The organism is Promicromonospora sp. NPDC023987 (assembly GCF_040639055.1).
Taxonomy (GTDB): Bacteria; Actinomycetota; Actinomycetes; order Actinomycetales; family Cellulomonadaceae; genus Promicromonospora.
In genome coordinates, this window is record NZ_JBEZZF010000027.1 from 18667 (window position 1) to 44977 (window position 26311).

General features: G+C 71.4%; 28 protein-coding genes and 1 tRNA gene. 18 read left to right on the forward strand and 11 right to left on the reverse strand.

Annotated elements, in window-relative coordinates; all coding sequences use genetic code 11:
- Positions 1-30: 30 nt before the first annotated feature.
- From AB0F40_RS13885 to AB0F40_RS13910, 6 genes are all read left to right on the forward strand, one after another.
- Positions 31-687 (forward strand): hypothetical protein, encoded by a 657-nt coding sequence (locus tag AB0F40_RS13885; protein ID WP_357468105.1) that lies wholly within the window; start codon positions 31-33, stop codon positions 685-687.
- Entirely contained in the window at positions 684-1133 is a 450-nt protein-coding gene (locus AB0F40_RS13890) for a MarR family transcriptional regulator (RefSeq protein ID WP_357468107.1), read from the forward strand. The genes AB0F40_RS13885 and AB0F40_RS13890 overlap by 4 nt, the downstream gene beginning before the upstream one ends.
- A gap of 165 nt (positions 1134-1298) precedes the next feature.
- The gene (locus tag AB0F40_RS13895; RefSeq protein ID WP_357468110.1) at positions 1299-2171 is read left to right on the forward strand and encodes a potassium channel family protein; all 873 of its coding nucleotides are present in this window, start codon (positions 1299-1301) and stop codon (positions 2169-2171) included.
- A 122-nt stretch (positions 2172-2293) separates the two neighbouring features.
- A complete protein-coding gene (locus AB0F40_RS13900) occupies positions 2294-2731 on the forward strand; it encodes a hypothetical protein (protein ID WP_357468113.1) in 438 nt (145 codons plus the stop codon).
- A 10-nt stretch (positions 2732-2741) separates the two neighbouring features.
- Entirely contained in the window at positions 2742-3191 is a 450-nt protein-coding gene (locus AB0F40_RS13905; protein ID WP_357468116.1) for a YetF domain-containing protein, read from the forward strand.
- A 79-nt stretch (positions 3192-3270) separates the two neighbouring features.
- Positions 3271-3636 (forward strand): hypothetical protein, encoded by a 366-nt coding sequence (locus AB0F40_RS13910; RefSeq protein ID WP_357468119.1) that lies wholly within the window; start codon positions 3271-3273, stop codon positions 3634-3636.
- 29 nt (positions 3637-3665) lie between these two features.
- On the opposite strand, the gene AB0F40_RS13915 is transcribed toward AB0F40_RS13910, so the two are convergent.
- The 9 genes from AB0F40_RS13915 to AB0F40_RS13955 form a co-directional block, all read right to left on the reverse strand.
- Positions 3666-4484 carry an HAD family hydrolase gene (locus AB0F40_RS13915; protein WP_357468122.1) on the reverse strand — a complete coding sequence of 273 codons (819 nt, stop codon included), beginning with the start codon at positions 4482-4484 and terminating at the stop codon, positions 3666-3668.
- A 45-nt stretch (positions 4485-4529) separates the two neighbouring features.
- Complete coding sequence (locus AB0F40_RS13920; protein ID WP_357468125.1) at positions 4530-5411, reverse strand: helix-turn-helix transcriptional regulator; 882 nt, start codon at positions 5409-5411, stop codon at positions 4530-4532.
- Positions 5383-5916: a DUF6879 family protein gene (locus tag AB0F40_RS13925; RefSeq protein WP_357468240.1), complete on the reverse strand. Its 534-nt coding sequence runs from the start codon at positions 5914-5916 to the stop codon at positions 5383-5385. The genes AB0F40_RS13920 and AB0F40_RS13925 overlap by 29 nt, the downstream gene beginning before the upstream one ends.
- Positions 5913-6140 carry a hypothetical protein gene (locus AB0F40_RS13930; RefSeq protein WP_357468127.1) on the reverse strand — a complete coding sequence of 76 codons (228 nt, stop codon included), beginning with the start codon at positions 6138-6140 and terminating at the stop codon, positions 5913-5915. The genes AB0F40_RS13925 and AB0F40_RS13930 overlap by 4 nt, the downstream gene beginning before the upstream one ends.
- Positions 6141-6332: 192 nt before the next feature.
- A complete protein-coding gene (locus AB0F40_RS13935) occupies positions 6333-7004 on the reverse strand; it encodes a response regulator transcription factor (protein ID WP_357468130.1) in 672 nt (223 codons plus the stop codon).
- Complete coding sequence (locus AB0F40_RS13940; RefSeq protein WP_357468132.1) at positions 6997-8238, reverse strand: histidine kinase; 1242 nt, start codon at positions 8236-8238, stop codon at positions 6997-6999. Before AB0F40_RS13940 ends, AB0F40_RS13935 begins: the two co-directional genes overlap by 8 nt.
- A 74-nt stretch (positions 8239-8312) precedes the next feature.
- On the reverse strand, positions 8313-9125 hold the full coding sequence (locus tag AB0F40_RS13945; RefSeq protein ID WP_357468135.1) for a hypothetical protein: 813 nt from the start codon (positions 9123-9125) through the stop codon (positions 8313-8315).
- 28 nt (positions 9126-9153) lie between these two features.
- Positions 9154-9894, reverse strand: coding sequence for a hypothetical protein (locus AB0F40_RS13950; RefSeq protein WP_357468137.1), 741 nt, complete (start codon positions 9892-9894; stop codon positions 9154-9156).
- Entirely contained in the window at positions 9891-10658 is a 768-nt protein-coding gene (locus AB0F40_RS13955) for an ATP-binding cassette domain-containing protein (protein WP_357468140.1), read from the reverse strand. The genes AB0F40_RS13950 and AB0F40_RS13955 overlap by 4 nt, the downstream gene beginning before the upstream one ends.
- A gap of 158 nt (positions 10659-10816) precedes the next feature.
- Between AB0F40_RS13955 and AB0F40_RS13960 the strand changes: the two genes are divergently transcribed.
- Complete coding sequence (locus tag AB0F40_RS13960; protein ID WP_357468143.1) at positions 10817-11923, forward strand: DUF2891 family protein; 1107 nt, start codon at positions 10817-10819, stop codon at positions 11921-11923.
- A 20-nt stretch (positions 11924-11943) separates the two neighbouring features.
- On the opposite strand, the gene AB0F40_RS13965 is transcribed toward AB0F40_RS13960, so the two are convergent.
- Positions 11944-12028: transfer RNA gene (locus AB0F40_RS13965), tRNA-Leu, on the reverse strand.
- 178 nt (positions 12029-12206) lie between these two features.
- On the opposite strand from AB0F40_RS13965, the gene AB0F40_RS13970 reads away from it, so the two are divergent.
- From AB0F40_RS13970 to AB0F40_RS13985, 4 genes are read left to right on the forward strand one after another with little or no spacing between them, the layout of a single operon-like run.
- On the forward strand, positions 12207-12767 hold the full coding sequence (locus tag AB0F40_RS13970; RefSeq protein ID WP_357468145.1) for a GNAT family N-acetyltransferase: 561 nt from the start codon (positions 12207-12209) through the stop codon (positions 12765-12767).
- A gap of 57 nt (positions 12768-12824) precedes the next feature.
- Positions 12825-14027, forward strand: a complete 1203-nt coding sequence (locus AB0F40_RS13975) for an AI-2E family transporter (protein WP_357468148.1) — start codon at positions 12825-12827, stop codon at positions 14025-14027.
- 4 nt (positions 14028-14031) lie between these two features.
- On the forward strand, positions 14032-15207 hold the full coding sequence (locus AB0F40_RS13980; protein WP_357468151.1) for an AI-2E family transporter: 1176 nt from the start codon (positions 14032-14034) through the stop codon (positions 15205-15207).
- Positions 15208-15247: 40 nt separating this feature from the next.
- Positions 15248-15868, forward strand: coding sequence for a GNAT family protein (locus AB0F40_RS13985; protein WP_357468154.1), 621 nt, complete (start codon positions 15248-15250; stop codon positions 15866-15868).
- Here the strand turns inward: AB0F40_RS13985 and AB0F40_RS13990 are convergent.
- Positions 15861-18212, reverse strand: coding sequence for an MMPL family transporter (locus AB0F40_RS13990; protein ID WP_357468157.1), 2352 nt, complete (start codon positions 18210-18212; stop codon positions 15861-15863). The two genes, AB0F40_RS13985 and AB0F40_RS13990, sit on opposite strands and share 8 nt — an antisense overlap.
- 129 nt (positions 18213-18341) lie before the next feature.
- Here AB0F40_RS13990 and AB0F40_RS13995 point away from each other — a divergent pair, with 129 nt between their 5' ends.
- The 7 genes from AB0F40_RS13995 (at position 18342) to mltG (ending at position 26028) form a co-directional block, all read left to right on the forward strand.
- Positions 18342-19742 carry a replication-associated recombination protein A gene (locus AB0F40_RS13995; protein ID WP_357468160.1) on the forward strand — a complete coding sequence of 467 codons (1401 nt, stop codon included), beginning with the start codon at positions 18342-18344 and terminating at the stop codon, positions 19740-19742.
- 212 nt (positions 19743-19954) lie between these two features.
- A complete protein-coding gene (gene rpsD / locus AB0F40_RS14000; RefSeq protein WP_357468163.1) occupies positions 19955-20581 on the forward strand; it encodes a 30S ribosomal protein S4 in 627 nt (208 codons plus the stop codon).
- 185 nt (positions 20582-20766) lie between these two features.
- On the forward strand, positions 20767-21177 hold the full coding sequence (locus AB0F40_RS14005) for a DUF948 domain-containing protein (protein WP_357468166.1): 411 nt from the start codon (positions 20767-20769) through the stop codon (positions 21175-21177).
- Entirely contained in the window at positions 21174-21428 is a 255-nt protein-coding gene (locus AB0F40_RS14010; protein ID WP_357468169.1) for a hypothetical protein, read from the forward strand. Before AB0F40_RS14005 ends, AB0F40_RS14010 begins: the two co-directional genes overlap by 4 nt.
- Positions 21429-21570: 142 nt before the next feature.
- Positions 21571-24285 (forward strand): alanine--tRNA ligase, encoded by a 2715-nt coding sequence (gene alaS / locus AB0F40_RS14015; RefSeq protein ID WP_357468171.1) that lies wholly within the window; start codon positions 21571-21573, stop codon positions 24283-24285.
- A gap of 5 nt (positions 24286-24290) precedes the next feature.
- Positions 24291-24884 (forward strand): Holliday junction resolvase RuvX, encoded by a 594-nt coding sequence (gene ruvX, locus AB0F40_RS14020; protein WP_357468174.1) that lies wholly within the window; start codon positions 24291-24293, stop codon positions 24882-24884.
- 136 nt (positions 24885-25020) lie between these two features.
- A complete protein-coding gene (mltG, locus tag AB0F40_RS14025; protein WP_357468177.1) occupies positions 25021-26028 on the forward strand; it encodes an endolytic transglycosylase MltG in 1008 nt (335 codons plus the stop codon).
- Positions 26029-26311 lie beyond the last annotated feature (283 nt).

The window sequence follows — 26311 nt, forward strand, 5'->3', positions numbered from 1 at the left end:
ATATGAGTGTCATACTACATAGGGAGGAACATGAGATTCGACGAGCCGCTCGACGGCTGGTTCACCTACGTCACCTGGGACATCGACGTGCGCCTCGCCGGCGCCGTCGTCCGGGCGAGCGCGCGACGGGACGCGCACAGGGAGCACCTCATCGGGCTGGCGCGGGAGCTCGCCGGCGAGCTCGGGGTGCGGACCGCGCACGCGCTGGAGGCGACAGTCATCCCGCCGATCGCAGGCGGACCACGGTACGACCTGGCTGTTCTGGTCCATGGTGATCGCGGCCTGGGCGACGAGGTCGCGAAGCGGGCGGCGGCGCTCGGCCTGCCTGTACCGGAGCTCGTGCTGACGGGACGCAACTCGGGCAGGATCGGCGACACCGAGGCTCGGGACGGTGAGGTCCTGCTGAACCACTTCGCCGGGCCGGTGACGCCTCAGGACGCGGTGGAGGCGTGGAAGGCGGTCGCGCCCTGGTACGCGGAGACCCTGGGCGTCGACAACTCCACGCTGCTGGAGGCGGAGCCCGACGCGCCGTTCCTGATCGTGAACTACGCCGTGATCCCTGGCGGTGTGGTCCCGTTCCTCGCCGGTCAGATGCTCCGCCCGAGCTTCCACCGCGTCGTCCGCCGGCGCCTGCGCGACGCTGGGATCACGCCGTACCCCGTGTTCACCAGGAGGATGAGCGCATGACCAACGCGCCGGAGCCCCACGAGCTCCTTCTCGCCCTGCGGAAGCTGCGTACCGCCGTGGCTACCGTCGACCGTGATGTGGCCGCCGTCGCGAAGCTCAGGGACAGCGATCTCACCGTGCTCGACGTCCTGCACCGCGAGGGGCGGCAGACGCCGACGGACCTGGCACGCCGGACGCGCACTCACCTGGCGACCATGACGGGTGTCCTGGCTCGGCTGGAGAAGGAGGGCTGGATCGAGCGGCGATCGGACTCGCGCGACCGCCGCTCGATCGGTGTCCACGCGACGAGTGTGGAGCGGTTCCGTGCGCTCTACGCGGAGCCCAACGCACGTCTGGCTGCGCTCTTCGCGGAATGGCCTGCCGACCAGGCGAGCGTCTTCCTGGCTTCGGTCGAGCAGGTCGTCCGGGCACTCGACGAGGAGGCTGGAGGACCTGCCCGGCGGTGAGTCGGTGAACGCGACCGTCGACGGGTGGACACCTATGAACGGGCGGCCCGCGGATGTGCCCAGGGCCCGGCATGGCGATACCCGGATGCCATGCGTAGCGTGGCTCGCCATGGACGGACCAGAGGCGCAGGTGAAGCTCGGGGCGGGTAGCCGAGGCGAGCCGACGTGTTTCTGACAGCCGTGGCGACCGCGGTCGGGGTTCTCCTCGTGCTGGCGGCGCTGCGGGACGTGTTCCAGACTCTGCTGCATCCCAGCGGACGCGGCCGTATCAGCGTGGCGGTGACGAGCTTCGTGTGGTGGTTCTGTCACCGCCTCGGGACGCGTGCGGTGAGGTTGAGCGGGCCGGCGGCGATGGTGGTCGTGACGGTGGTCTGGGTAGGGCTCGTCGTCATCGGGTGGGCCCTGGTGTATTGGCCGAACATGGAGACCGGGTTCTCCTACAGCACCAGCCTCGATCCGACGCGGCGCAGCGACCTCGTCGACGCCTTCTATGTCTCGGTCGTCACGCTGACCACGCTCGGTTTCGGTGACGTGGTTCCAGCGGTCTGGTGGCTGCGGCTGGCGGCTCCTGTCGAGGGTCTGATCGGTTTCGCCCTGCTCTCCGCGGGGGTCTCGTGGCTCCTGGAGGTCTACCCCGCGCTGGCACGGCGTCGCGCTGTGGCGTTGCACGTGCACGGGCTCCGCGGGATGCGGACGGTGGAGCTCATGGGCGGCATGGATCCTGGCGCGGTGGCAACGATCCTGCGTGACCTGGCGGCGGGTATCGATCAGGTTCGCGTGGACTTCACGCAGTACGAGGTCATCTACTACTTCGCTGATCCGCACGCGAGCACTTCGCTCGCCTCGATGGCTGGGTATGTGCTGGAGCTCTCCGCGGCGGCTCAGGAGTCCGGCTCGGCACAGGTGCGACACGCGGGTGGAATGCTCGACGTCAGTCTGACTGGCCTTGCGGAGGTGCTCGACTCCGGGTACCTGCACACCGGAGGGACGACGGCGACCGTGCTGGCTGCTTACGGCCGTGCTCAGCGAGCCGGCTGAGCACGTGCGAACAAGGTGCTTGCGGGCCACACTGGTGGCGGCGTAGCACGGCGACAGGTGAGCTGAGGGGGCCGATAGGTCTGGACATCGAACAGGATGAGGGCTTTCAGCGCCGTGAATGGATGTGGCAGCGCAGCGGCACCGTTCTGCTGGTGCTGGCCGTCGTGGCGGCCCTGGCGGGGCTCTTCGGCAACGGGCCGCTGAGCTGGACCGAGAGGGACAGCGGCGACGGCGTCGTGACGGTCGCGTTCGAACGCGTCACGCACCACAAGGCCGACGACAGCGTGACCCTGGCGTTCGGGCCCGAGGCGGTCTCGGACGGCACCGTCACCGTGGAGCTCACCGGGACCTGGCCCGGTGGCGTCGACGTCCGCGGCATCTCGCCCGAGCCAACGGAGCAGAGGGTCGCGGCGGGCGGGCTCGTGCTGGAGTTCGCCGTGGAGGACACCGATCGCCTCGAGGTCACCGTGAGCTTCCGCGCCCAGGAGTACGGCCCGCTGCGCGGTGAGATCACCGTCGCCGGCCGGTCCGTCTCGTTCTCGCAGTTCGTCCTGCCCTGAGGAGGCCTCGATGGATGCAGTCCTGCGCGCCGTGGCGATCTACGCGGTCCTGCTGGTCATCTTCCGCTTGACCGGCAAGCGGTCGATGGCCCAGGTGACCACGTTCGACTTCATCATCCTGCTCATCGTCGGCGAGGCGACCCAGCAGGCACTTCTCGGCGAGGACTTCTCCATCACCCAGGCCGCTCTGGTCATCGCTACTCTCGTCCTGCTCGAGCGCTTGTTCGACTATGCCTCGTGGCGCCTACCCCGATTCAAGCGCGTCGCCGAGGGCCTCCCGGTGATCGTCGTCGAGAACGGTCGACCGCTCCAGGAAGCCATGACCAAGGAGCAGATCACGACCGACGACGTGCTCAGCGCGGCCAGGGAGTCGCAGGGCCTGGAGCGGATGGACCAGATCAAGTGGGCCGTCCTGGAAGCCTCCGGCGGCATCAGCATCGTGCCGAAGACCAGTACCTGACGCCCGACCCGTCCCGGGTGGTGAGCGGCGGCCGGGACGGCCACATGAGTCACGAGAACCCACGAAGAGGAGGACGGACATGAGCGAGTTCGTAGGGCCCGAAGGACCGATCCGCGAGGTGACCACCGGGATGACGGTGGTCGACGCCGGGGGCGAGGAGGTGGGAACCGTCGACGAGGTGCGCATGGCCGACGCCGGTGCCGTCACCGGCGCCGGCCAGTCCTCCGAGACGTCGGGCAACGTCCTCACGTCGCTCGCCGAGATCTTCAGCACCGACAGCGGCATGAGCGAACAGGCCCAGGAGCGGCTCGCACGTCTCGGCTACGTCCGAGTCGACGCCAGCGGCATGTTCGCGGGACATCGATACGTCGAGGCGGACCAGATCGCCTCGGTCGCGGGCACCGAGGTGCGGCTGTCCGTCGCGGCAGACCAGCTGTTCAAGTGAGCGCGGGTGGCCAAGATCGATGTCGTCGCTCACGCCAGCAGTGACAGCAGGGCGCTCGCGGCGCCGTCGTCGTCGATGGTGCCGGTGGTGCGGTCCGCGGCGGCGATGACGAACGCGGGCGCGTGGGCCATGGCGATGCCGCATGCTGCCCAGTCGAGCATCTCGACGTCGTTCTCCGAGTCGCCGATCGCGACGGTGTTGTGGTCCTCGACACCGAGGTGGGTGCGGATCTCCTCGAGCGCGGTCGCCTTGGAGATCCCAGGTGCTGTGACGTCGACCCAATCCAGGGTGGTGGCGATCGCCGTCAGGCCGGCCGCGCGCAGGCTCGGCACGAGCTGATAGGCCGCGTGGCCGCGCAGGGCGAGGCGTGGTGTCGGGTTGGTCCAGAACTCGCGGAGGTCCCCTGCGGGGCGCTGGCGGCCGTTGAGCTCGTGGTCGGGGAACGGGGTGCTCACGCGGTAGCCGTCGCCGACGATCTCGGCCGCGATCCGCACGACGGGTGCCTCGGCGAGAGCGATGCGGATGGCGGTCTCGGCGTCGACGAGGTGCTGCTTGGTGATCTCGTAATAGCCCTCGACGAGGTGGGCCGTGATCGCGCCGTTGCTCGTGACGAGCCACGTGTCGTCGAGCCCGAGCTGCACCGCGACCGGCAGGGCGCCGACCAGCGAGCGGCCCGTCGCCAGGACGAGGTGATGGCCGGCGGCACGGACCCGTGAGGCCGCAGCGCGTACGGGCTGGTTGACGGGGTGGCCGGTGCGCACGAGCGTGCCGTCGATGTCGCAGGCGACCAGCGCCGGCGTGGTGTCCATGCGCTGCAGGGCCTGCGGCTGAGGCGATGTTGAGGTCACGCCTTGGAGGTTAGGGACATGAAACAGACCTGGCGAGAAACTTGCTCAGGATTGCTCGGATGCGCGGAGGCGGTCGGCGACTGTCTCCAGTGCGTCGTTCAGCAGGGTGCGGGCCTTGCGCTCGTAGCTGGCTGCCAGGGCGAGCGTCTCGAACACCTTTGTGTACAGTTCGATCTCGGGTGGCTGAGCGAGGTTGAGCTCGGCCGAGAACGTCTCCACCGTGACCAGGTCCTCGTCGCGAAGCCAGAATCCGTGCTGCGGGGCGACGGCGCAGAACGTGTCGAACGGGATGACGCCGAGGCGGACGTTCGGCAGCATCGAGAACGAGATCAGCTTGCCGATCTGCCCCAGCATTACCTCGGGGGAGCACAGCGTGTATGAAAGCGTCGCCTCCGTGATGACTATCCGGAACTTCTTGCCCGGCCTGGTCAGGATCTCCTGCCGACGCATCCGCGCGGCCACCGCGCTGTCGATGTCCTGGCGGTGCCCGAACTGGTGGGCGCTCTCGATGAACCGGGCACGTGCATACTCGGGCGTCTGCAGCAGGCCGGGTACGTAGACCGGGCAGAACCCCCGGAAGATCGTCCCGGGCTCCTCGTCGCGCGCGTGGTGGTCCTGGAACGACGCGAGGCCACCACGCAGCAGCCGTCGCCACTCCGCATGCCGCGACTCCAGCGTGTGCAGCGCGGCGATCAGGCTCTCCGTATCCTGCTCGGCGCTCGCGGCCCGGCACCATGTGCGGATGTCGTCGTCCGACGGTGTCTGCTTGGCGTGCTCGATCTTGGAGACCTTCGACGGCTGCCAGGACAGCACCTGGGCGAGCTGCTGGCCGGTGAGGCCGGCAGCTCGCCGCAGTTCGCGCAGGCGTCCCGCGAGCTCGTTGCGAGCGTCGCTGACGTCAGCGCTGGTCGAGGTGCTTCGCGGCAAAATCGTCTCTCGTGATGGCGCGGTGCCATGCGGCGTCGCGCTGGAAGTTGAGGTCGACGACCAAGGACGGGTCCTCGACGAGCTCGAAGCCCAGCAGCTGGTCCTGATCGTCGAAGTGCATCCGGGCGACCGTCCGGGAGTCGAACAGCCAGTAGTCGAAATCGGGCAGCCCGGCTGCGTCGTCGCGGGCGAGGTACCGGATGTCCTCGCCGGCGTCGTTGTTGTACCTCGAGTACGTCAGGCCGAACCGGCTGTAGCCGCTCAATGGGAGCGACACGACCCGGACCCGTCGGAACCGACGGCCGGCGTCGGTGGCCTGACGGATCTCGACCAGCCAGTCGTCGAGCCAGCTCGGGTCCTCGACATGCTCGACCAGGAGCCGGTGGAGCGGCCCCTGCTCGCTGGGCACGTTGTACCGGTCGCGGACCTCGAGCCGAAACGCGGTGTGCTCGAAGGACTCGAACAGCTCGCGCCACCGGGGCCCGATCGGGAGCAGGGCAGTCAGGAGCCTGCCTCCTTGTGGGCCAGATACATCTCCAGGATCTCGACGGGCACCTCGACGACGTCCTCGTGCCCGGGGACCGGGCCGACGTCGGACAGCGCGTCGCCGTCGGTCACCTTCCAGCCCTGGACGAGAAAGGTCTCGCGGTCGGTCCGGTCCGTGGCGAACAGCGTGGGTGACCCATCCTTGCCGGACTGCGGGTCCTTGCCGAGGAAGTGTGCACGCATGGCGGTCTCCATTGCTCGAAAACGGGGATGACTGCGCGACAAGACTCGCCCCGGGAGCTCGGGGCCGTCAAGAGGGAATGTGATGCAGTTTGATCCAGGCCGCTATCGAGCTCGGCGCGTCCGAAGCCTCTGGGTTCTCTGGCGCTCCGATCGGCGAGCTGGGCCACTGAAGCGGAGCAGCTGCCCCACCGCTCAGCCGGGCCGAGCGATACCGTGCCGGTACGCGAGGATGACGAGGTGCACCCGGTCGCGGGCACCGAGCTTGGCCAGGATGCGGTTGACGTGGGTCTTGATCGTCGGCAGCGCGAGCGTGAGCTCGGCGGCGATCTCGGGGTTGGACAGCCCTCGTGCGATACCGAGGAGGACGTCGTACTCGCGCGGTGAGAGCAGGGACCGTAACGGGGGACCGGCGTCGGCGCGGTCCAGGGCCTCTGCGTGGGCCTCGATGAGACGTCCGGTGACCCGGGGCGTGAGGACGGCGTCCCCGGCCGCGACGGTACGGATCGCGTCGGTGAGCGCGGCGGGTGTGGCGCTCTTCAGGAGGAAGGCGCTGGCGCCGGCCCGCAGGCTCTCGAAGGCGTAGGCGTCGAGGTCGAACGTGGTGAGCACGACGACCTTCGTGCCAGGACGTGCACCGGTGATGCGACGGGTCGCCTCGATGCCGCCGATCCCGGGCATCCGTACGTCCATGAGCACCACGTCCGGCTGGAGAGCTCGGGCAACGGCGATGGCCTCCTCCCCGGTGCCGGCCTCGCCGACGACGGCGATGTCGTCGGTCGCGGCGAGCACCAGGGAGTTGCCGGTGCGGATCAGGGCGTGATCGTCGACGAGGAGCACGCGGATCTGCGGACGTGGCTCAGCCATCTGCGGGGCCGTTCCTCTCGTTGCTCGTTCCTCCGGAGTCCGGGAGGGCGCTCGTGCCGCGGGTACCCAGGACAACCCGGGTACGCCAGCCGCCGCCCGGCCGCGGCCCGGACTCCACGTCGCCGCCGTGGGCCGCGGCACGCTGCCGGATGCCGACCAGCCCGTGCCCGGGCGGACCCTGCCGGGTGACCGGCCCGCCGTCGTCCGTGATGGTGAGGGCGACGCCGCCGTCGCTGTGGTCGATCGCCACCTTTGCCCCGGTAGGGCCGTGCGCGTGCCGGAGCGTGTTCGTCAGCGACTCCTGCGTGATGCGGTAGACGGCCTGCCGGAGTGCGGCGTCCGCGGGCAGCTCGGGCCCGGTCCGGGTCAGCGTGACGGGCAGCCCCGCATCCCGGAAACCCTCGACCAGCTCCTCGAGGGTGGGCAGGTTGTCGCCGGAGCGGTGCAGGTTCGTATCGAGCCCTGCGTCGGCGTCGCGGAGCAGGGCCAGGGTGCGGTGCATGTCGTCGAGCGCGTCGCGGCCGACCTCCGCGATCTTCTCCACTGCTGCCTGCGACCGCTCGGGGTGTTTCCGCGCGGCGCTGCTCGCGCCGTTGGCGAGGGTGACGATGACGGTGAGCGAGTGCGCCACGAGGTCGTGCATCTCGGCTGCGATGCGGGTGCGTTCGGTCAGGGCGGCGTTCTCGATCCGCTGGTTCACGGTCTCGGTGAGCCAGCGGGTGTGGTCGCGCCGGCTCTTGACCAGGAACCCGGCGGCGAGGGCGATCAGCGAGACCGGGTGCATCAGCGAGCCGAGCTCCGGGCGGATCCCGCTCAGCGAGTACGGGACGGTGGCGAGCATGGCCACCGCCATCGCCGTGCCGTAGCCGACCAGCGTGCGGGTCGTCGTCTCGCGGGAGGCGACGGTGTACAGGGCGACGGCGAACGGGATGGTCGGAAAGCCGAACCCCGGCTGCGTGAGCGAGCTGAGCGCGCCGGCCAGGGCGGTGACGATCAGCACCGTCAGCGGCCATCTGCGACGCGCCAGCAGGATCCCGGCGGCGACGGCGAGGAGCAGGTACCCCCACCACGCGGTGTCCTCGGCGCGGAAACCCAGCGCGAGCAGGTGGGGGAGTCCCGCGGCGACCATCACAGCGGTGTCCACGGCGCCTGGATGCCCGCGCAGCCAGACGGCGAGGGGCGACGGCGGACGGGTCAGGTCGGTCGCCTCGACCCGCAGGCTCTCGGTCGTCATCGTCCCCGTCCTCGCAGTGGGTGTCGGCTCAGGTCCGGGGTCCATTCTGCGCGCTGCCACAGGTCAGCCGTCCGTCAGGCGTCACGCGCGTGGAGCAGGACGCCCGCGGTGAGCAGCGCGACGACCGCCCACAGCGCGAGGACGCCGAACCCCACCCAGGGTTCGAGCTGCGCGACGGAGGGCGCGACGGAGGGAAAGTCGGAGATGAGCCTGCGCCCCGCGTAGGTGGGTGTGTAGTCGGCAGCCCTCTGGATCCCGGGGATCGACGACAGCAGCAGCGGTGCCACGACCAGGAGCCCGAGGACGGCGGTGAGCGCGCCGGCGACGTGGCGCAGCGCGGCTGCCAGACCCGTGGCGAGGACCGCGATGGCCCCGAGATACGCCCCCGAATGAAGCGCGAGCACGACGGCCTCCCCGGGCTCGGGCGTGTACACGACGTCGGACCCCGGCAGGATCAGCATCGAGAGCCCGAGGCTGCCGGCCGCGCCGAGCACGCCGATCAGGAATCCGAGCGTGGCCAGCACGACGGCCTTGGCGGCGAGCCAGGGTGACCGTCCCGGCAGGGCCAGCAGCGACAGCCTGGCTTGCCCCGACGTGTACTCGCCGGTGACCGCGAGGACGGCGAGCACGGCGACGACGATCTGCGCCCACAGCACGCTGTCCACGAACTGCATCGGCTCGGCGGTGATGGTCTGCCCGGCGAACCGAGGATCGGTGAGCCGGGCCTGCGTGCTGACCGAGAGCAGCGCACCCGAACCGATGATCACGAGCAGCGCGACGGCGCTGAGCACGCGGTGGGAGCGCAGCGTCCACAGCTTCACGGCTTCGGCCGCGACCGCGCCGATGAACAGGGGTCGGGCCGGGGTCAGGGTGCTTCGGCGGGTCATCGGACTACCTCCATGTTGCTCGTACCGGTCAGACATCTCGGGCCCGCAGCGTGATGACGGCACCGGCGAGCGCGGCGGCCGTCCAGGTGAGCAGGACGGCGAAGCCGCCCCAGGGCGTGAGCTCAGTGAAGGCGCCGTCGGGCGCGAGCAGGAGCACGCCCGCCGACGTCGGCAGGTAGACCGCGAGCTCCTGGACCTCCGGCACCGGGATCATGGTGGCGACGAACGGCATGCCCCACAGGAACCCGACCACCGCGAGGATCGAGCCCGTGAGGTCGCGCACGATAGCCCCGATCCCGAGCGCGAGCACCGCGATGGTGCCCAGGTACAGCCCGGCGCCGGCGACCAGCCGGACAGTGAGGGCGGGTTCCGCGCCCAGGTCGGTTCCCGTGGCGGAGGCCAGGGCGAAGGTCGTCGCGCCTCCGGCGGTACCGGCGGCCAGTCCGACCACGCCGACGACCGCGACCTTCCCGGCCAGTACCGGCCACCGGGTCGGCACGGCCAGGAACGTGACCCTGCTCGTGCCCGATGCCCACTCGGAGCAGATCATCACGACGGCGAGCACTGCCAGCACGATCTGCGCCCACGTCACCCCGGCCAGCAGCTCGGTCGGAGTCGGCGCCGGAACGGGACCGCTGCCGTCCTTGGCCGACAGCAGCATCGCGGCGAGCCCGATGATCACGGCGAACGCGGCGAGCACGGTGACCGGGTTCGACGGGAGCGAGCAGAACTTGACCCACTCGGCCTGTACCGCGCGTGCCACGGTCATGACCCGCCGCCGCTCGCGCCGCCGGCCTGAGCCCCGCCCACGTCACCGCCGCGGTACTCGACGGCGTCCCGGGTCAGGTGGACGTACGCCTCCTCGAGCGTCCGGCCGGCAGCGGAGGTCAGCTCCGCGACCGGGGCATCCGCGATGAGCTCGCCCCGCCCGATCACCACCACGTGGTCCGCGACCAGCGCCAGCTCGCTCAGCAGGTGGGAGGACAGGAACACCGTGCGCCCTTCGGCGGCGAGCGCCCCCAGCAGCCCCCGGATCCACGCCACGCCGTCCGGGTCCAGTCCGTTGACCGGCTCGTCCAGGATCAGTGTGTGCGGGTCACCCAGCAGTGCGACGGCGATCCCCAGTCGCTGACCCATGCCGAGCGAGAACTTCCCCGCCCTGACGCGTGCCGCGCTCTCCAGGCCGGTCAGCCCGATCACCTCGTCGATCCGAGCCGCGCGGAATCCGTGCGTGGCTGCGACCGTGCGCAGATGATCGACGGCACGGCGGGACCGGTGCGCGGATCCCGCGTCCAGCACCGTCCCCACCTCCCGCAGCGGCGCGCGCAGCCGGGCGTACCGCACGCCGTCGATCAGCGCCTCGCCCGTGGTGGGACGGTCGAGGCCGACGATCGACCGCATCGTCGTGGACTTGCCCGCCCCGTTCGGCCCCAGGAACCCGGTCACCTTCCCCGGCTGCACCTCGAACGACAGGTCGCGCACCGCCCATGTGCTCCCGTACTGCTTGCCCAGCGACTGCACCTGAATACCCATCAACGCCTCCGGTCTGCGAACGACTTGCGCCGACGCTACGGACCCTCCGGTGCCCGGCGATGCCACCCCAGGGTTGAAGCTCGGCTTCCAGCCGTGCAGGCGAGTGCGCGCGATAGCGTGTGCACGGTTCCATCGGCAGGGGAGAGGGAAGGCGACTCGTGAGACGACCTGGGGCACGGCTCATCCCGACCATGGTGAGCGCGTGCTTGCTCGCTGCCACGGTCCAACCGGCCGCATTCGCGGATGACGGAGCGGGGAGCTGGGGCCGGTTCGTCTCGAACCGCACGGCGATGCTCGAAGAGCTCATCGCTCCGGTCGAGCACTGCTTCGCCCAGAACGACGCCCTCGATGGCGGCAGTGCGATGTTCGACGGTTGTTACGACTGGCACTCCGCCGTCCACGCCGCGTACTCGCTGCACGCCCTGTACCGGGAGACCGGTGACACCCGGTACCTGGAGATCTTCGAGTCCAAGAACTCCCCGGAGCGAGTCGCGGCGGAGCTCCAGCACATGCGCACCACCATTCGCCAACGGGAGAGCCCGTACGGGTTCTCCTGGATGCTCGCCCTGGTCAAGGAGCGCGAGCAGGTGACCGGCCGCCACGACCTACGCCCTCTGGCGGACGAGGCGGTCGCACGGATCCGCGAGACCATCGATTCGGTGTCGCCGGAGACAGCGCGTCAGCTGGTTCTCATCCCGAGCTACCCGAACGTGTCGTGGGCACTCATCCACCTGCAGCTGTGGGGCGAGCACACCCGTGACGCGGAACTGCTCGGCTTCGTTCAGGAGCAAGCACGCGAGATCCTTCTCGATCCGGAGCTCGACGCGTTGTGCCCGGTCGAGGCGGACACCGCACAGGACTATCCCGAGTTCCTGCCGCCTTGCCTGATGCGGCTCGCGGCCGTCGCCCAGATCTGGGACGTCGACCGCAGGACCCTGGCCGGCTGGCTCGAGCAGCGGGTCCCCGCCGACCTGTGGATCGAGCCAGTGGTCGAACCGGTCAGCATCCATGCGCACGGCTTGAACTTCAGCCGCCCCTACGCGCTGTGGCACCTGTGGGAGGCCACCCGGAACACGCGGTACCGGGACAACTACACCGCGCTCGTGACATATCAGGTCGAGCACCCGGAGTTCTGGTCGTTGGAGGACTCGGACCACGGTTACGACGTATCGCACTGGGTGGCCCAGTTCGGGATCCGGGCGATCTCCCAGAGCTATCGCCGTCGAACCCACAACGAAATCGTCCCGCCGGGCTCAAGATCTTGAGCCCGGCGGGACGATGAGAGTGTCCGGAGGGGGACTTGAACCCCCACGCCCGATAAAGGGCACTAGCACCTCAAGCTAGCGCGTCTGCCATTCCGCCACCCGGACAGGTGGACCGATCCCGGCGTTCCCGCCGTTCCGGTGCGGGGAAAAACATAACACGCACGACGGGCCGATTCCGAATCGAAAACCGTGTGACCTGGGTCGCGGGTCGGCGGGCCGCACGGCGCACCGCCCGGACGCCGCACGTGCCCTCGTCCGCGGGCGGCTGGCACACTCACGAAGTGTGACGACCTCGCACTGGCCCCTGCTCACCGAACGGCTCGAGCTGCGTCCGGTCACCCCGGGTGACGCGGCCGCGTTCCTCGCCTGGCGCTCAAGACCGGAGGTGGCCCGCTACATGTTCCAGCCCCCGTGGACGCGCGAACTGGCCGAGCGCAAGCTGGTCGACTGGTCGGGCGCGCCGTTCAGCATGCCGGGCGACGTGCTCGTCCTCGCGGTGGTCGACCGCGCCGGCGGTCGGGTGATCGGCGAGGTGCTCCTGAAGTGGGCGCCCGGCACGGGGCAGGCGGAGGTGGGCTACGGGTTCCGCCCGGACGTGGCGGGCGCCGGGTACGCCACCGAGGCGGTCCGTGCCGCGCTCGGGCTCGCCTTCGGCACCTACGGCTTCCACCGGGTGTTCGCGCGCCTCGACGAGGAGAACACGCCGTCGGCCAGGGTGTGCGAGCGCCTCGGCATGCGGCTGGAGGCACGTCTGGTCGAGAGCGACATCCGGCCCGACGACGGCGCGTGGGCCACCGAGCTGAACTACGCGATCCTGGCGGGCGAGCTCGACCAGTTGTCGTAGGTCGCGACCTGCCGCTAACGTCCGCTTGGACAATTCGCCCAAAACAATAGTGGGAGCATGGCGATGACTGCTGACGCGCCGACGATAGCGCCGACGACAACGGCGGAGTCGCCGACCACCCCCCAGCCGGCGGCCCCGGACCCGGTGGCTCCCGACCCGGGAGCCGCGCAGCCCTCCCAGGGGACCACCTTCGGCGCACCGTGGATCCGGGCCACCGGTGACCTGGCGTGGCGCCTGGTCGGCATCGTGGCCGCCGTGGCCGTGGTGTTCTACGTGGTGGGCCTGGTCCAGCTCGTGTTCGTCGCCCTGTTCCTCGCCCTGGTCTTCACGACCGTGCTGCTGCCGCTCGGCGACCTGTACGACCGCGTGATGCCCCGCGGGCTCGCCATGGCCGCCTCCCTGCTGACCGCTGTGCTCGCCGTCGGCGGGCTCGTGACCTATGTGGTCTCGTCAGTGGTCAGCCGCTGGGACGAGCTCGCCACCCAGTTCGGCACCGGTCTCACCGACCTGGCCGTGCTCCTCACCGACATCCCGCTCCTGGCGGGCCTGGGCGGTCCCGACGAGTGGCTCGCCGACGGCGGCGCCTGGCTCCAGGAGAACGGCGGCGCCTACGCGGGCACCGCCGCCGAGAGCGCCGGAACCATCGCCGAGGGCGCCACCGCCGTCGTGCTCGCGATCTTCTGCACCGTGTTCTTCCTGACCCAGGGCAGCCGGATGTGGCAGTGGGTGCTCTCCCTGGTCCCCGCGGACCGGCACGACCGCTGGCAGACCGCGGCGTCCGCCGGCTGGACGGCGTTCTCCGGGTTCACGCGCGGCATGTTCTTCGTCGCACTGGCCGACGGCGCCATGGCCGGGATCTTCCTGAGCGTCGTGGGCGTGCCGCTCGCGCTGCCGCTGTCCGTGGTCGTGTTCCTCGGGGCGTTCGTCCCCATGATCGGCCCCGTCGCCGCGATAGTGATCAGCGTGCTCGTCGCGCTGGCCGCCAAGGGCCCGGTGCTGGCGCTGGTGGTGCTGATCGGCATGGTCGTGGTGGCACAGATCGACGCGAACGTGCTCCAGCCGCTGATCACCGGCAAGCAGGTCTCGCTGCACCCCGTGGTGATGGCACTCGTCGTCGCGGGCGGCTCGGTGCTGGGCGGGCTGCTCGGCGCCGTCGTCGCCGTGCCGCTCACCGCGGTCACCTGGGCCGTGTTCAGCACGCTCCGCAGGACGACACCGGCCCCAGCACAGGGCACAGCGGCCACCCATGGGGCAGACTGACTCGGTGCCTGACCCCGCACCGCCCGACCCAGCACCACGCGCAGCCGCACGCAGCGACCTGCTGCGCGGCGATCCTGTCCCGCCGGCCTGGCTGCGCACCTCCGCGGGCTGGTCGTGGCGCCTGATCGTGCTCGTCGCCGGGGTCGCCCTGGTGTTCTGGGCCGTCACCCAGGTCCTGATCGTCTTCGTGGCGGTGTTCCTGGCGCTGGTCTTCACCGCCGTGCTCAACCCGCTCACCGATCTGTACAACCGGGTCATGCCCCGCGCCCTGGCCACGGCCGCCGCCATCCTGTCCGGCGTGCTCGTGGTCGGCGGCCTGCTCACCTACGTCGTCGTCTCGGTCGCCGGCCAGTGGGAACGGCTGGCCGGACAGTTCAACACCGGCATCGACCAGATCGTCGACCTCATCGAGAACAACCCGCTGCGGGTCGACGTCGACGTCGACACGCGCGACCAGTGGATCGACGACGCCGCCGACTGGCTCCAGCAGAACGCCGAGACCCTGGTGGGCCGCGCCGCCGAGAGCGCCGGCTCGATCGTCGAGGGCGTCGCCGTGCTGGTGCTCGCGATCTTCTGCACCGTCTTCTTCGTCGCGTCGGGCACCTCGATGTGGCGCTGGTTCATGACCCAGGTGCCCGTCCGCACGCGGGACCGGTGGCACGCCGTCGCCGGCGCCGGCTGGTACACCTTCTCCGGCTACACCCGCGGCATCGTCCTGGTCGCGATCAGCAACGGCATCCTGGCCGGCATCTTCCTCACCATCATCGGCGTGCCGCTGGCGGCGCCGCTCGCGGTGCTCGTCTTCATCGGCACCTTCATCCCGCTCATCGGCGCGCCACTGGCCATGATCATCGCCGCCGTGGTGGCGCTCGCGGCCGACGGGCTGCTGGCGGCGCTGCTCGTCACGCTCGGCATCGCGGGCATCGGCCAGCTCGAGGGCCACGTGCTGCAGCCGCTCATCATGGGCAAGCAGGTCTCCCTGCATCCCGTGGTCGTCGCCCTCGGCGTGACCTGCGGGACCGTGGTGGGCGGCATCCTCGGCGCGATCGTCGCCGTCCCCCTGATCGCGGTCGCGTGGTCCGTGTTCAGCACGCTGCGCACGGAGCCCGACAAGGGCCTGCCCGACGAGGGTCCGCCCGACGCGGGCCCACCCGACGAAGAAGCGGTTTCGAAACAGTAAACCTGCAGGTCGGAAGCCATTTCTGTGACACCATCGAGCCATGGAACCGTTCGTCCTGGCCACTGAGCACGTCCGCCTGTCCGTCCCCACGTACGCGGACGTCGACGTGATCACAGCGGCCTGTCAGGACCCCGCTGTCGCCGAGTGGACGGTCGTGCCGGTGCCGTACGAGCGCAGGCACGCCGAGGGGTTCGTGCGCTACCACGTCGCCGACGGCTGGGCGAAGGGTTCCGTGTACACGTGGGCGGTACGCGCGCCCGGCGACGTCGACGGGCCGCTGATCGGCATGGTCGGTCTCACGTGCGAGGGTGGCCAGGGGGAGGAGCGCGCGGGTGAGCTCGGCTACTGGATGGCGGCAGACGTCCGGGGCGGCGGGCTGTGCACCGAGGCGTCCCGGCTGGTCGTGGACTGGGCCCTCGACCCGGCAGGGCTCGGGCTGTCGGTGGTGAGCTGGGTGGCGTACGTCGGCAACTGGGCGTCCCGCCGGGTGGCCTGGCGCCTCGGGTTCCGTGTCGAGGCCACCCTGCGCAAGCACGCTGTGCAGCGCGGCGTGCGGCGTGACGCCTGGGTGGGGACCGTCCTGCCGGACGACCCGCGCGAGCCCAACGAGCCGTGGCCCACCGACGCCCCGGCGGCGCAGGTCCGGTACGGCGTCAGCTGAGGCGGGCGTAGGTCCTGCGCACGGCTCGTGGGGCCCACCAGGCACGGCGGCCCAGCACGGCCAGGGCGGCGGGCCAGAGCAGAGCGAGGACCAGCAGGTCGACCAGCGCGGCCACCATGACGGCGAACCCGGTCTCGTTGATGACCAGGCCGCCACCCGCCATGAACGCGGCGCACACCACCACGACCACCAGGACGGCCGCGAGCACCGACCGTCCCGACCGGTGCAGGCCACGGCGTACCGCGTCCGTGTCGGGTGTGCCGCCGGCGCGCAGCTCGGCCACGCGCGACGTCGCCAGCAGCGTGTGCGCACAACCCAGCCCGAACGCCAGGGCCGCGACGGTGGCGAGGACGTTCGCCTCGATGCCACCGACCGAGGCCACGCCCAGCGGGAGCGTCAGCGCGCCCCACTGGAACGCGAGGACCAGCACACCGAGGGAGACTCCGAGCGTCAGGCACCCCGAGGCGACGGCGGCGGCCGCCACGGTCGCCGAGCCCGTCGCGAGCAGCACGAGCAACGCCGTCGCGACGGCGACGGCCGCGGCGGCGGGCCACCCGCGCTGGGCGAGCGACCCGGCGAGGTCCACCTGCGTGGCGGCCGGGCCCGTGACCAGCACCTCGTAGGGCGCCTCCAGCCCACGCACCGCACGCACCACGTCCTGGACCTCCCGGCTCGTGGCGCCCGCCGCGCCGGTGTGCACGCCCACCACGGCGTGCACGGACTGCGTGGCCGCCCGCGCGGTCCCCGACCCGGCCGGGTCGAGGGTACTCGGCCCGTCGACCCGGGTGACGCCGTCCAGCCCGCCGATCTCGGCAGCCAGCGGCCCGACGTCGCCGGGGGCCGCCCGGGCGAGGACCGTCACCTCCGCGCCCTCGCTGGCCGGGTAGGAGGCGGCGAGGGTCTCGACGAAGCGGCGCTGCTCGGCGTCGTCGGGCAGCAGCTCGATGGCGCTCGTCGAACGCACCTGCAGCGCGACGGCGGGGGCCGCCAGCCCGAGCAGCACGACCAGGCAGCCGACGGCGACCGCCCACCGGCGTCGGCGCACGAGACGGACGGCCACGCGCCGCGGGTGCGCCGCCCTCTCCCGCACCACCCGGTACCGCTGCCCCAGCGGCCCGGCCGCCGCCCGGTGGCCCGCACCCGGACGCGCGAGCCGGCGCCCGGTGAGGGTCAGCAGGGCGGGCACGAGCGTGACCGCCGCGAGCAGCGCGAGCACCGCCGCGGCCAGGGCGCCCGCCCCGGCCCCGAGCACGACGGCGGGGGAGAGCACGAGCAGGCCGGCCGTGGCAGCCGCCAGCGCGAGACCCGCGAGCGCGACCGCCCGGCCCGCCGTCGCGGTGGTCCGGGCGACCGCCTCGACCACCACCCCGTCACGCCGCCGCCGACGCAGCAGACGCGCCTCGCCAGCCAGGCCCGACAGGGCGTGCAGCTCCTCGCGGAACCGCACCGTCACGAACAGCCCGTTGCCCAGCGTGACCCCCGTCGCGAGCATGGCCACGACCGCGGGCAGCGAGGCATCGACGACGACGGCCCGGGTCGGCAGGTACGTCAGCGCGTACAGGACGCCGAGCCCCGTGCCCAGCGCCGCCACCGCCGCCGCGAGCGGGACGGCCGCCGCCAGCAGGCCGCCCAGCGCGAGCGCCGCCACGACCAGCGCGACCGGCAGCGCGACGAGCAGGCCCGTCCGCAGGTCGTCCCTCGCCTGGTCGCGCACCGCGTCGTCCACCAGGGCCGTGCTGGTCACCAGGCCGGACGCCGTCGCCGCGCCGGCACCGGCCTCCCGGCGCAGCGCGGCGGGCACGGCCTCCAGCCGGTCCACCACGGCATCGTGGACGACGGCACGCTCCGCCTCCGCGTCCCGTGCGGCGGCAGCACCCGAACGACGCGCGCCCACGTCGCTCCCCGTGGCGTCCTCCAGCAGGACGTAGGTGACGAACCCGTCGCCCCCCTCCGCCACGAGGTCGCGCGCCGCGGGGTTGGCCGGACCGCCGTCGAGCACGTACGGGTTGACGACCGTGGCCACACCGTCGAGCTCGGCGAGCCGGCCGCTCAGCGACCCCATCGTCGACGCCACCGCGGGGTCGGCCGGCTCGACACCCCGCACCACGAGGGACACGGCGCCGCCGCCCGGCGCCACCTCGCCGAGGACGGCGTCCGCCACCGCGCTGTCCGAGCCAGGAGCGGACGGCGCGGAGACCTCGACCCGGTCCAGGAGGCTCGACCCGCCGAGCCCGGTGGCGGCCGCGAGGAACCCGGTGGCGGCGAGGACGAACCAGACGGCGACCGTCGTCAGCGGACGGCGAGCGACGGTGCGGCCCAGCGCGTCGAACAGCGAAGTGAGCACCGAGCGACCATCTCACCGTGCTCGTCCTCCCGCGCGCCGAGCGAGCGGACCCCACCAGAGGAGTGGCCCTGACCAGCAGCAGCGCCCCACGTGGCCGGGCATGTCAGTGACCGTCCGTAGGCTGGGGGCATGGTTGACCTCTTCGACGCCGCGACGACCGACACGGCTGGTACCCCGGCCGCGCGGGCGTCGTCCCCTCTCGCCGTGCGCATGCGCCCGGCGTCGATCGACGAGATCGCCGGACAGAAGCACCTGCTCGTCCCCGGGTCGCCGCTGCGCCGGCTCATCGAGCCCGGCGGGGGCGGCCGTGCGGCGCCGTCGTCGGTCATCCTGTGGGGACCGCCGGGCACCGGCAAGACCACGCTCGCCTATCTCGTCGCCACCGTGTCCGGGCGCCGCTTCGTGGAGCTGAGCGCCGTCACCGCCGGCGTCAAGGACGTGCGCCAGGTCGTCGAGGACGCCCGGCGCAGGCTCGCCACCGGCGGCGACGAGACGGTCCTGTTCGTGGACGAGGTCCACCGCTTCTCCAAGTCCCAGCAGGACGCCCTGCTGCCCAGCGTCGAGAACCGCTGGGTCACCCTCGTCGCCGCCACCACCGAGAACCCCAGCTTCTCCGTGAACTCCCCGCTCCTGTCCCGCTCGCTGCTCCTCACGCTCCGGCCGCTCGAGACCGAGCACGTCCGCGAGCTCATCCTGCGCGCGGTCACCGACGACCGCGGCCTCGGCGGAGCGGTCGAGCTCGCCGACGACGCGACCGAGCACCTCCTGCGGCTGGCCGGCGGCGACGCCCGCAAGGCCCTCACCATCCTGGAGGCGGCGGCCGGCGCGGTGCTCTCGGACGAGGTCTCGACGAGCTCGACCAGCGAGGGCGGCGACGCCGTGCCACGCATCGGCCTGGCCGACGTCGAGCGCGCCGTCGACGTCGCCGCCGTCCGCTACGACCGCGACGGCGACCAGCACTACGACGTCATCTCCGCGTTCATCAAGTCCATCCGCGGCTCCGACGTCGACGCCGCGCTGCACTACCTCGCCCGCATGGTGGCCGCGGGCGAGGACCCACGGTTCATCGCCCGGCGCCTCGTCATCTCGGCGGCCGAGGACGTCGGCATGGCTGACCCCTCAGCGCTGCAGACCGCCGTCGCCGCCGCCCAGGCGGTACAGCTCATCGGCATGCCCGAGGGGCGCATCATCCTGGCGGAGGCCGTCGTACACCTGGCCACGGCACCCAAGTCGAACGCCGCCTACCTCGGCGTGGACGCGGCGCTCGCGGACGTGCGTGCCGGCAAGGTCGGCACGGTGCCGCCGCACCTGCGCGACGGGCACTACGCGGGCGCGAAGGACATGGGCCACGGCGACGGCTACCGCTACGCGCACGACTGGCCGAACGGCGTCGCTCCGCAGCAGTACCTGCCGGACGTGCTGGCGGGCTCGCGCTACTACGACCCGAGCGACCGCGGCTACGAGCGGCAGGTCTCGGAGCGGCTCGAGCGCATCCGGGGCATCCTCGGCAGCGAGGACGACCGACGGTGACGAGCCCCACGGCGGGCCGGAGCGCTGACGTGCGCTAAGATGTTCAGGTTGCCCATGGCAGCCCCTGGGACCTCGGCCCCGCGAACGTGGTGGTCCGATCACTGATCTGATCGCCGCGCTCCATCGGCTGGTCCCGCACCCGGTGTGGTCTCCCTCTACGGGAGAGCCGTGTCCGGGTGTGACCTTCACTCACTACAGGACAGGACATCACAGTGACTTCTGTGACCCGTGCGCGCCGTCAGGTGCGCCTGAGCCGCAAGCTGGGCCTCGCGCTCACGCCCAAGGCCGTCAAGCACTTCGAGAAGCGCCCCTACCCGCCCGGTGAGCACGGCCGTGCCCGCCGTCGCACCGAGTCGGACTACGCGGTGCGTCTGCGCGAGAAGCAGCGTCTGCGCGCGCAGTACATGCTCCGCGAGAAGCAGCTGCTCAAGGTGTACGAGAACGCCCGCAAGCAGGCCGGCCTGACCGGTGAGGTCATGGTCGAGGACCTCGAGACGCGTCTCGACTCCGTCGTGCTGCGCGCCGGTTTCGGCCGCACCATCCTGCAGGCGCGTCAGCACGTGACGCACCGCCACATCCTCGTGGACGGCAAGATCGTGGACCGCCCGTCGTTCCGCGTGAAGCCGGGCCAGACCATCCAGGTCAAGGCGAAGAGCCAGGCCACCGTGCCGTTCCAGGTCGCGGCCGCCGGCGCGCACCGCGACGTGCTGCCGGCCGTCCCGGGCTACCTGGAGGTCCAGATCGAGAAGCTGTCGGCCACGCTGACCCGTGCGCCCAAGCGCGCCGAGGTCCCCGTGACCTGCGACGTGCAGATGGTCGTCGAGTTCTACGCTCGCTGATCCGCATCGCTGAGCAGTACAGGACGCCCCGTCCGCGCTTCGGCGCAGGCGGGGCGTCCTGCGTCGGGCGGCGCCGGTGGCGGCGTCCGGGATAGGGTGACGAACGGTTCCGTGCCGACGGGTCGCAGTCCGACCAGGCCGGACATCAGCTGACCACCAGCGGACCTTCAGGTAGGAGCTTGCGCATGACCCTCGGCGACCTCGGAGACGTGGCGGGACTGATCGCGGCGATCGCGTTCGTGCTCCTGGTGGGATTCCTCGCCGTTCCCCTGTGGAAGCTGGGCAAGCTCCTCGACGAGGCACGAACGAGCGTCCGTGACGTCACCGAGCACTCGGTGCCGATCCTGGACGAGGCCGCGAGCACCGTCGCGTCCGCGAACACGCAGCTCGTCAAGGTCGACACGATCACCACGTCGGCGGCGTCGGTCAGCGAGAACGTGTCCGCGCTGACGGGCCTGTACGCCGCGACGCTCGGCAAGCCCCTCGTCAAGGTCGCCGCCTTCTCCTACGGCGTGCGCCAGGCGTTCGGCCAGGCCAAGGGCCGGGCCGGCAAGCACACCGACCCGAACGCGGGCGCCACCGGGACCGGCGCATGATCCGCCGGCTGTTCTGGGTGGGCGTCGGCGTGGCCGCAACGGTCGTCGTCATCCGCAAGGGCCGGCAGGTCGTCGCGCGCTACACGCCGGAAGCGGTGAGCGAGCGGGCCGCGGCCGCCGTGGACGACGCAGGGGCCCGGCTGAACCGGATGGCGCACTCGTTCCGGTCGGACTTCACCACGGCCCGCGCCGAGCGCGAGGCCCAGCTCCTGGCGTCCCTCCGCGGTGAGCTCCCGCGCCGCGAGCTGTAGCGCCTGCCCAGAGCGTTCAGCTGCACCTTTCAGTTTCCGTCTGCCCCTCCTGGAGCGGCAGAATAGGACCTGCGCCACGTAAGGAGCCTTACGTGTCTCGCGCCCCGTTCCCGTACGACCGAGAAGAAGGATCACTGACCTCATGCGCACCGCCGAGATCCGCAAGCGTTGGCTCGACTACTTCGAAGCTCAGGGTCACGCGGTGGTGCCGTCTGCGTCGCTGATCTCCCCTGACCCGTCGACGCTGTTCACCATCGCGGGCATGGTGCCGTTCATCCCGTACATGACGGCGCAGCAGACGCCGCCGTGGAAGCGCGCCACGAGCGTGCAGAAGTGCGTGCGCACGCTCGACATCGAGGACGTGGGCAAGACGACGCGCCACGGCACGTTCTTCCAGATGAACGGCAACTTCTCGTTCGGCGACTACTTCAAGGCCGACGCCATCCGCATGGCCTGGGACTTCCTGACCGGCTCGCTCGACGACGGCAGGCTGGGCATCGACCCGGACCGGCTGTGGGTCACCGTCTACCACGAGGACGACGAGGCCCGGCAGCTCTGGAAGGACATCGTCGGCCTGCCCGACGAGCGCATCCAGGGGCTCGGCAAGAAGGACAACTACTGGTCCACCGGCCAGCCCGGCCCGGCCGGCCCGTGCTCGGAGATCTTCTACGACCGGGGCGCCGCCTACGGCCCGGACGGCGGCCCGCTGATCGACGAGGGCGGTGACCGCTTCGTCGAGATCTGGAACCTCGTGTTCATGCAGTACGAGATCGACGAGGTGAAGTCCAAGGAGGAGTTCCGGATCCTCGGGGAGCTCGAGAACAAGAACATCGACACCGGCATGGGTCTCGAGCGTGTTGCCTTCCTGCTGCAGGGCAAGGACAACATGTACGAGATCGACGAGGTCTTCCCCGTCATCGAGGCCGCCGAGCGGCTCAGCGGGAAGAAGTACGGCGAGAACCGCGAGGACGACGTGCGCATGCGCGTCGTCGCCGACCACGTCCGCTCCTCGCTGATGATCATCGGCGACGGCGTGCGCCCCTCCAACGAGGGCCGCGGCTACGTGCTGCGCCGGCTGCTGCGCCGCTCCGTGCGCGCGATGCGCCTGCTCGGCGTGGACGGGCTCGCCCTGCCGTCGCTCCTGCCGGTCTCGAAGGACGCCATGGCGCCGTCCTACCCCGAGCTCGCCGCGCACTTCGACCAGATCTCCGCCGTGGCCTACGCCGAGGAGGAGGCCTTCCGGCGCACGCTGGTCTCCGGCACCACGATCCTGGACAACGCGGTGACGAACCTGAAGCGGCGCGCCGCCGACCAGGGCGGCACGGGTGACCGGGGCCTGGTGCTGCCGGGCGAGGCCGCCTTCCAGCTCCACGACACCTACGGCTTCCCGATCGACCTCACCCTCGAGATGGCCGCCGAGCAGGGCGTGCAGGTCGACGAGCACGCCTTCCGCGCGCTCATGCAGGAGCAGCGTTCCCGCGCCCGTGCCGATGCCCTCGCCAAGCGCACCGGCGGGGCCGACGTCGCCGCCTACGAGGCCCTGCAGAAGGAGCTGACGGCCCCGGTCGAGTTCCTCGGCTACACCCGGACCGACGCCTCCGTGCGCGTGACCGGCCTGCTCAGCGGAGGCGTGCCCGCCCCGGCGGTCACGGCCCCGGCCGAGATCGAGGTCATCCTTGACCGCACCCCGTTCTACGCGGAGGCCGGTGGTCAGCTCGCCGACCACGGCACCATCGTGCTCGACGCCGGCGCGACCATCGAGGTCGACGACGTGCAGCGCCCGGTCAAGGGGCTGAGCGTGCATCGCGGCCGGCTGATCGAGGGGACCGTGGCACTGGGCGACCCGGGTACCGCGCAGATCGACACCGCGCGGCGCAAGGCCATCAGCCGTGCCCACTCGGCCACGCACATGATCCACAAGGCGCTGCACGAGCTGGTGGGCCCTGACCGTACGCAGGCCGGCTCCGAGAACGCCCCGAGCCGCATCCGGTTCGACTTCCGCTCGCCGTCGGCCGTGCCGGCGTCGGCCCTGTCGGAGATCGAGGAGCGTGTGAACGTGCGCCTCGCCGACAACCTCGAGGTGACCGACCAGCTCATGCCCATCGCCGAGGCCCGCGAGGCCGGCGCCATGGCGCTGTTCGGCGAGAAGTACGGCGACGTCGTGCGCGTGGTCTCGATCGGTGACGACTGGTCGCGCGAGCTGTGCGCGGGCACGCACGTCCAACAGACCGGTCAGCTCGGCCGCGTGACGCTGCTCGGCGAGGCGTCGATCGGCTCCGGCGTGCGTCGGGTCGACGCCCTCGTCGGCGACGGCGCCTACGGCTTCCAGGCCAAGGAGCACGCGCTGGTGGGCCAGCTCACCGGGCTGCTCAACACGCGCGCCGAGGAGCTTCCCGACCGCGTGGGCTCGCTCGTCTCCCGGCTCAAGGAGGCCGAGAAGGAGCTCGCCGGGCTGCGGCAGGGTCAGCTGCTGGCCGCAGCGGGCAGGCTCGCCGCCGAGGCACCCAGGGTCGGTGACGTCCGCGTCGTGGCGCACGACGCCGGGGAGGCCCAGGCCGACGACCTCCGCGCCCTCGTGCTCGACGTCCGCGGCCGCCTCGGCGAGGCCGAGCCCGTCGTGGCCGCCGCCGGCGGCGTGTCGGGCGGCCGGCCGGTCGTGGTGGTCGTGACCAACGCCGCCGCGCGTGACGCCGGCTACAAGGCCGGCGACCTGGTCCGCGCCGCGGCCCAGACGCTCGGTGGCGGTGGCGGCGGCAAGCCGGACCTGGCGCAGGGCGGCGGCACCGACCCGGCCAAGCTGGGCGAGGCGCTGGCGGGCATCGCCGAGAGCGTGCGCCTGGCCGCCGTCGGCGCCTGACGCCGGTGGCACCGGTCGAGCCCGTGCCCCCGGTGGTCGAGCCCGTCGAGACCCAGCCCGGCCTCCCTCGCGGGGCCCGGCTCGGGGTCGATGTCGGCATGGCCCGGATCGGGCTGGCCGCCAGCGACCCCGACGGCCTGGTCGCGACACCCGTGGAGACGGTCCCGCGCGTGCGTGACGGCCGGGGGGCCACCGCGGACGTGGCCCGGATCGTCGCCGAGACGCAGGAGCGCTTCGCCGCCGTCGTCTACGTGGGCCTGCCCCGGCACCTGTCGGGCAAGGAGGGCGCCGCGACGGCGGACGCACGGGCCTTCGCGGCCCGCCTGGTCGCCGCTCTGGCGGCGGCGGGCGAGGTCGCGGAGGTTCGTCTCGTGGACGAGCGGATGACCACCGTCTCGGCCCATCAGGCCCTCCACGCGGCGGGCCGGAAAAGTAAGCGGCACAGGTCCGTGATTGATCAGGCCGCAGCCGTTATCATTCTGCAATCTGCACTCGACGCGGAGCGGGCGAAGGGGGAGCGCGCCGGCGAGCTCGTCGAGGCGCGGACCGTGCGCGACACGCACGACCGACCCAGCGGCCCCCCCAACGAAGGACAGTGAGTCTCCGGTGACGGACCTCTTCACGGCGCCCCCGCGTAGCCAGGCAGATCCCCCTTTCCCTGAACCGAGATCCAGCAGGCGAGCCCAGCGCCGACGCCGGCGCAGCCGGAACGGGCGCTCCGTCGTCGTGCTGCTGGTGGCCCTCGTCCTGGTCGGCGGTTCGGGCTACGCGGTGTGGACGAACCTCGAATCCCTCACCGGACTGACGAACCCGCTCGAGTCCAAGGACTTCGCGGGCCCCGGCGGCGACCCGGTCGACGTCGAGATCCCCGAGGGTGCCACGGGCACCGCCATGGGCGAGTCGCTCTACGAGGCCGGGGTCGTCGCGAGCGTGTCCGCGTTCACGAAGGCGTTCGAGGCCAACTCCGACTCGGTGCTGATCCGGCCGGGCACCCACACCATGCTCGAGGAGATGCCGGCGCAGGACGCCGTGGCCCTCCTCGTGAAGAACGACACCGTGGACCTCCGGCTCACGCTCCCCGAGGGCTACACAGCCGACCAGATCGTGGAGCGGGCCGTCCAGGTCACGGGCCTGCCTGCGGAGGACTTCGAGGCCGCGCTGAAGGATCCTGCCGAGATCGGGCTGCCGAAGGAGGCCGACGGTGAGGTCGAGGGCTGGCTGTACCCCGACACCTACATGCTGAAGCCGGACGAAACCGCCGTGACCCTGCTGTCGCGGATGGTCGACCGGACCACCGACATGCTCGGGAAGAAGGACGTCCCCGCCTCTGACTGGCAGGCGGTGCTGACCAAGGCGTCGCTCGTGGAGCGCGAGGGCCTGCACGCCGAGGACAAGCCCAAGATCGCGCGCGCGATCGAGAACCGGCTCGAGGACGACACGTTCCTCGAGATCGACGCGTCGGTCGCGTACGGAGCCGACAAGCCCGGTACCGAGCTGACGCGGGACGACCTCAACGACGCGAAGAACCGGTACAACACCTACGAGCACACGGGCCTGCCGCCGGGCCCCATCGCGAACCCTGGTGAGGTGTCGATCGACGCGGTCCTGAACCCGGCGCCGGGCGCCTGGAAGTTCTGGGTCACGGTCAACCTCGACACCGGCGAGACGAAGTTCGCCGAGGACTTCGAGGAGCACCAGCGGAACGTCCAGGAGCTGCGCGCGTGGCAGGACGAGAACGGGTGAATTCGCAGGTCGGACGGGTTCCCGACGGTTCAGGACGGTGAATCCCGGGAGTTGGCCGGGAATGCTCCGATCGGGGTAGCGTTCGCGGCACCCGGGCTGTGATGCGATCGTGACATGCGATCGCGGTGTCGCGCGCCCGGTCGGTGACCAGGCGTGGATCGACCAGAGATCCAGGCAGTGCAGAGGATGGAGCGAGCGTGACCGAGGCGCTGCCCGGAGTGAATTATCAGGGGCCACCGCGGCACGCCAGCGGTTCTCGCGGCGGACGAGGGGATCATCGGGA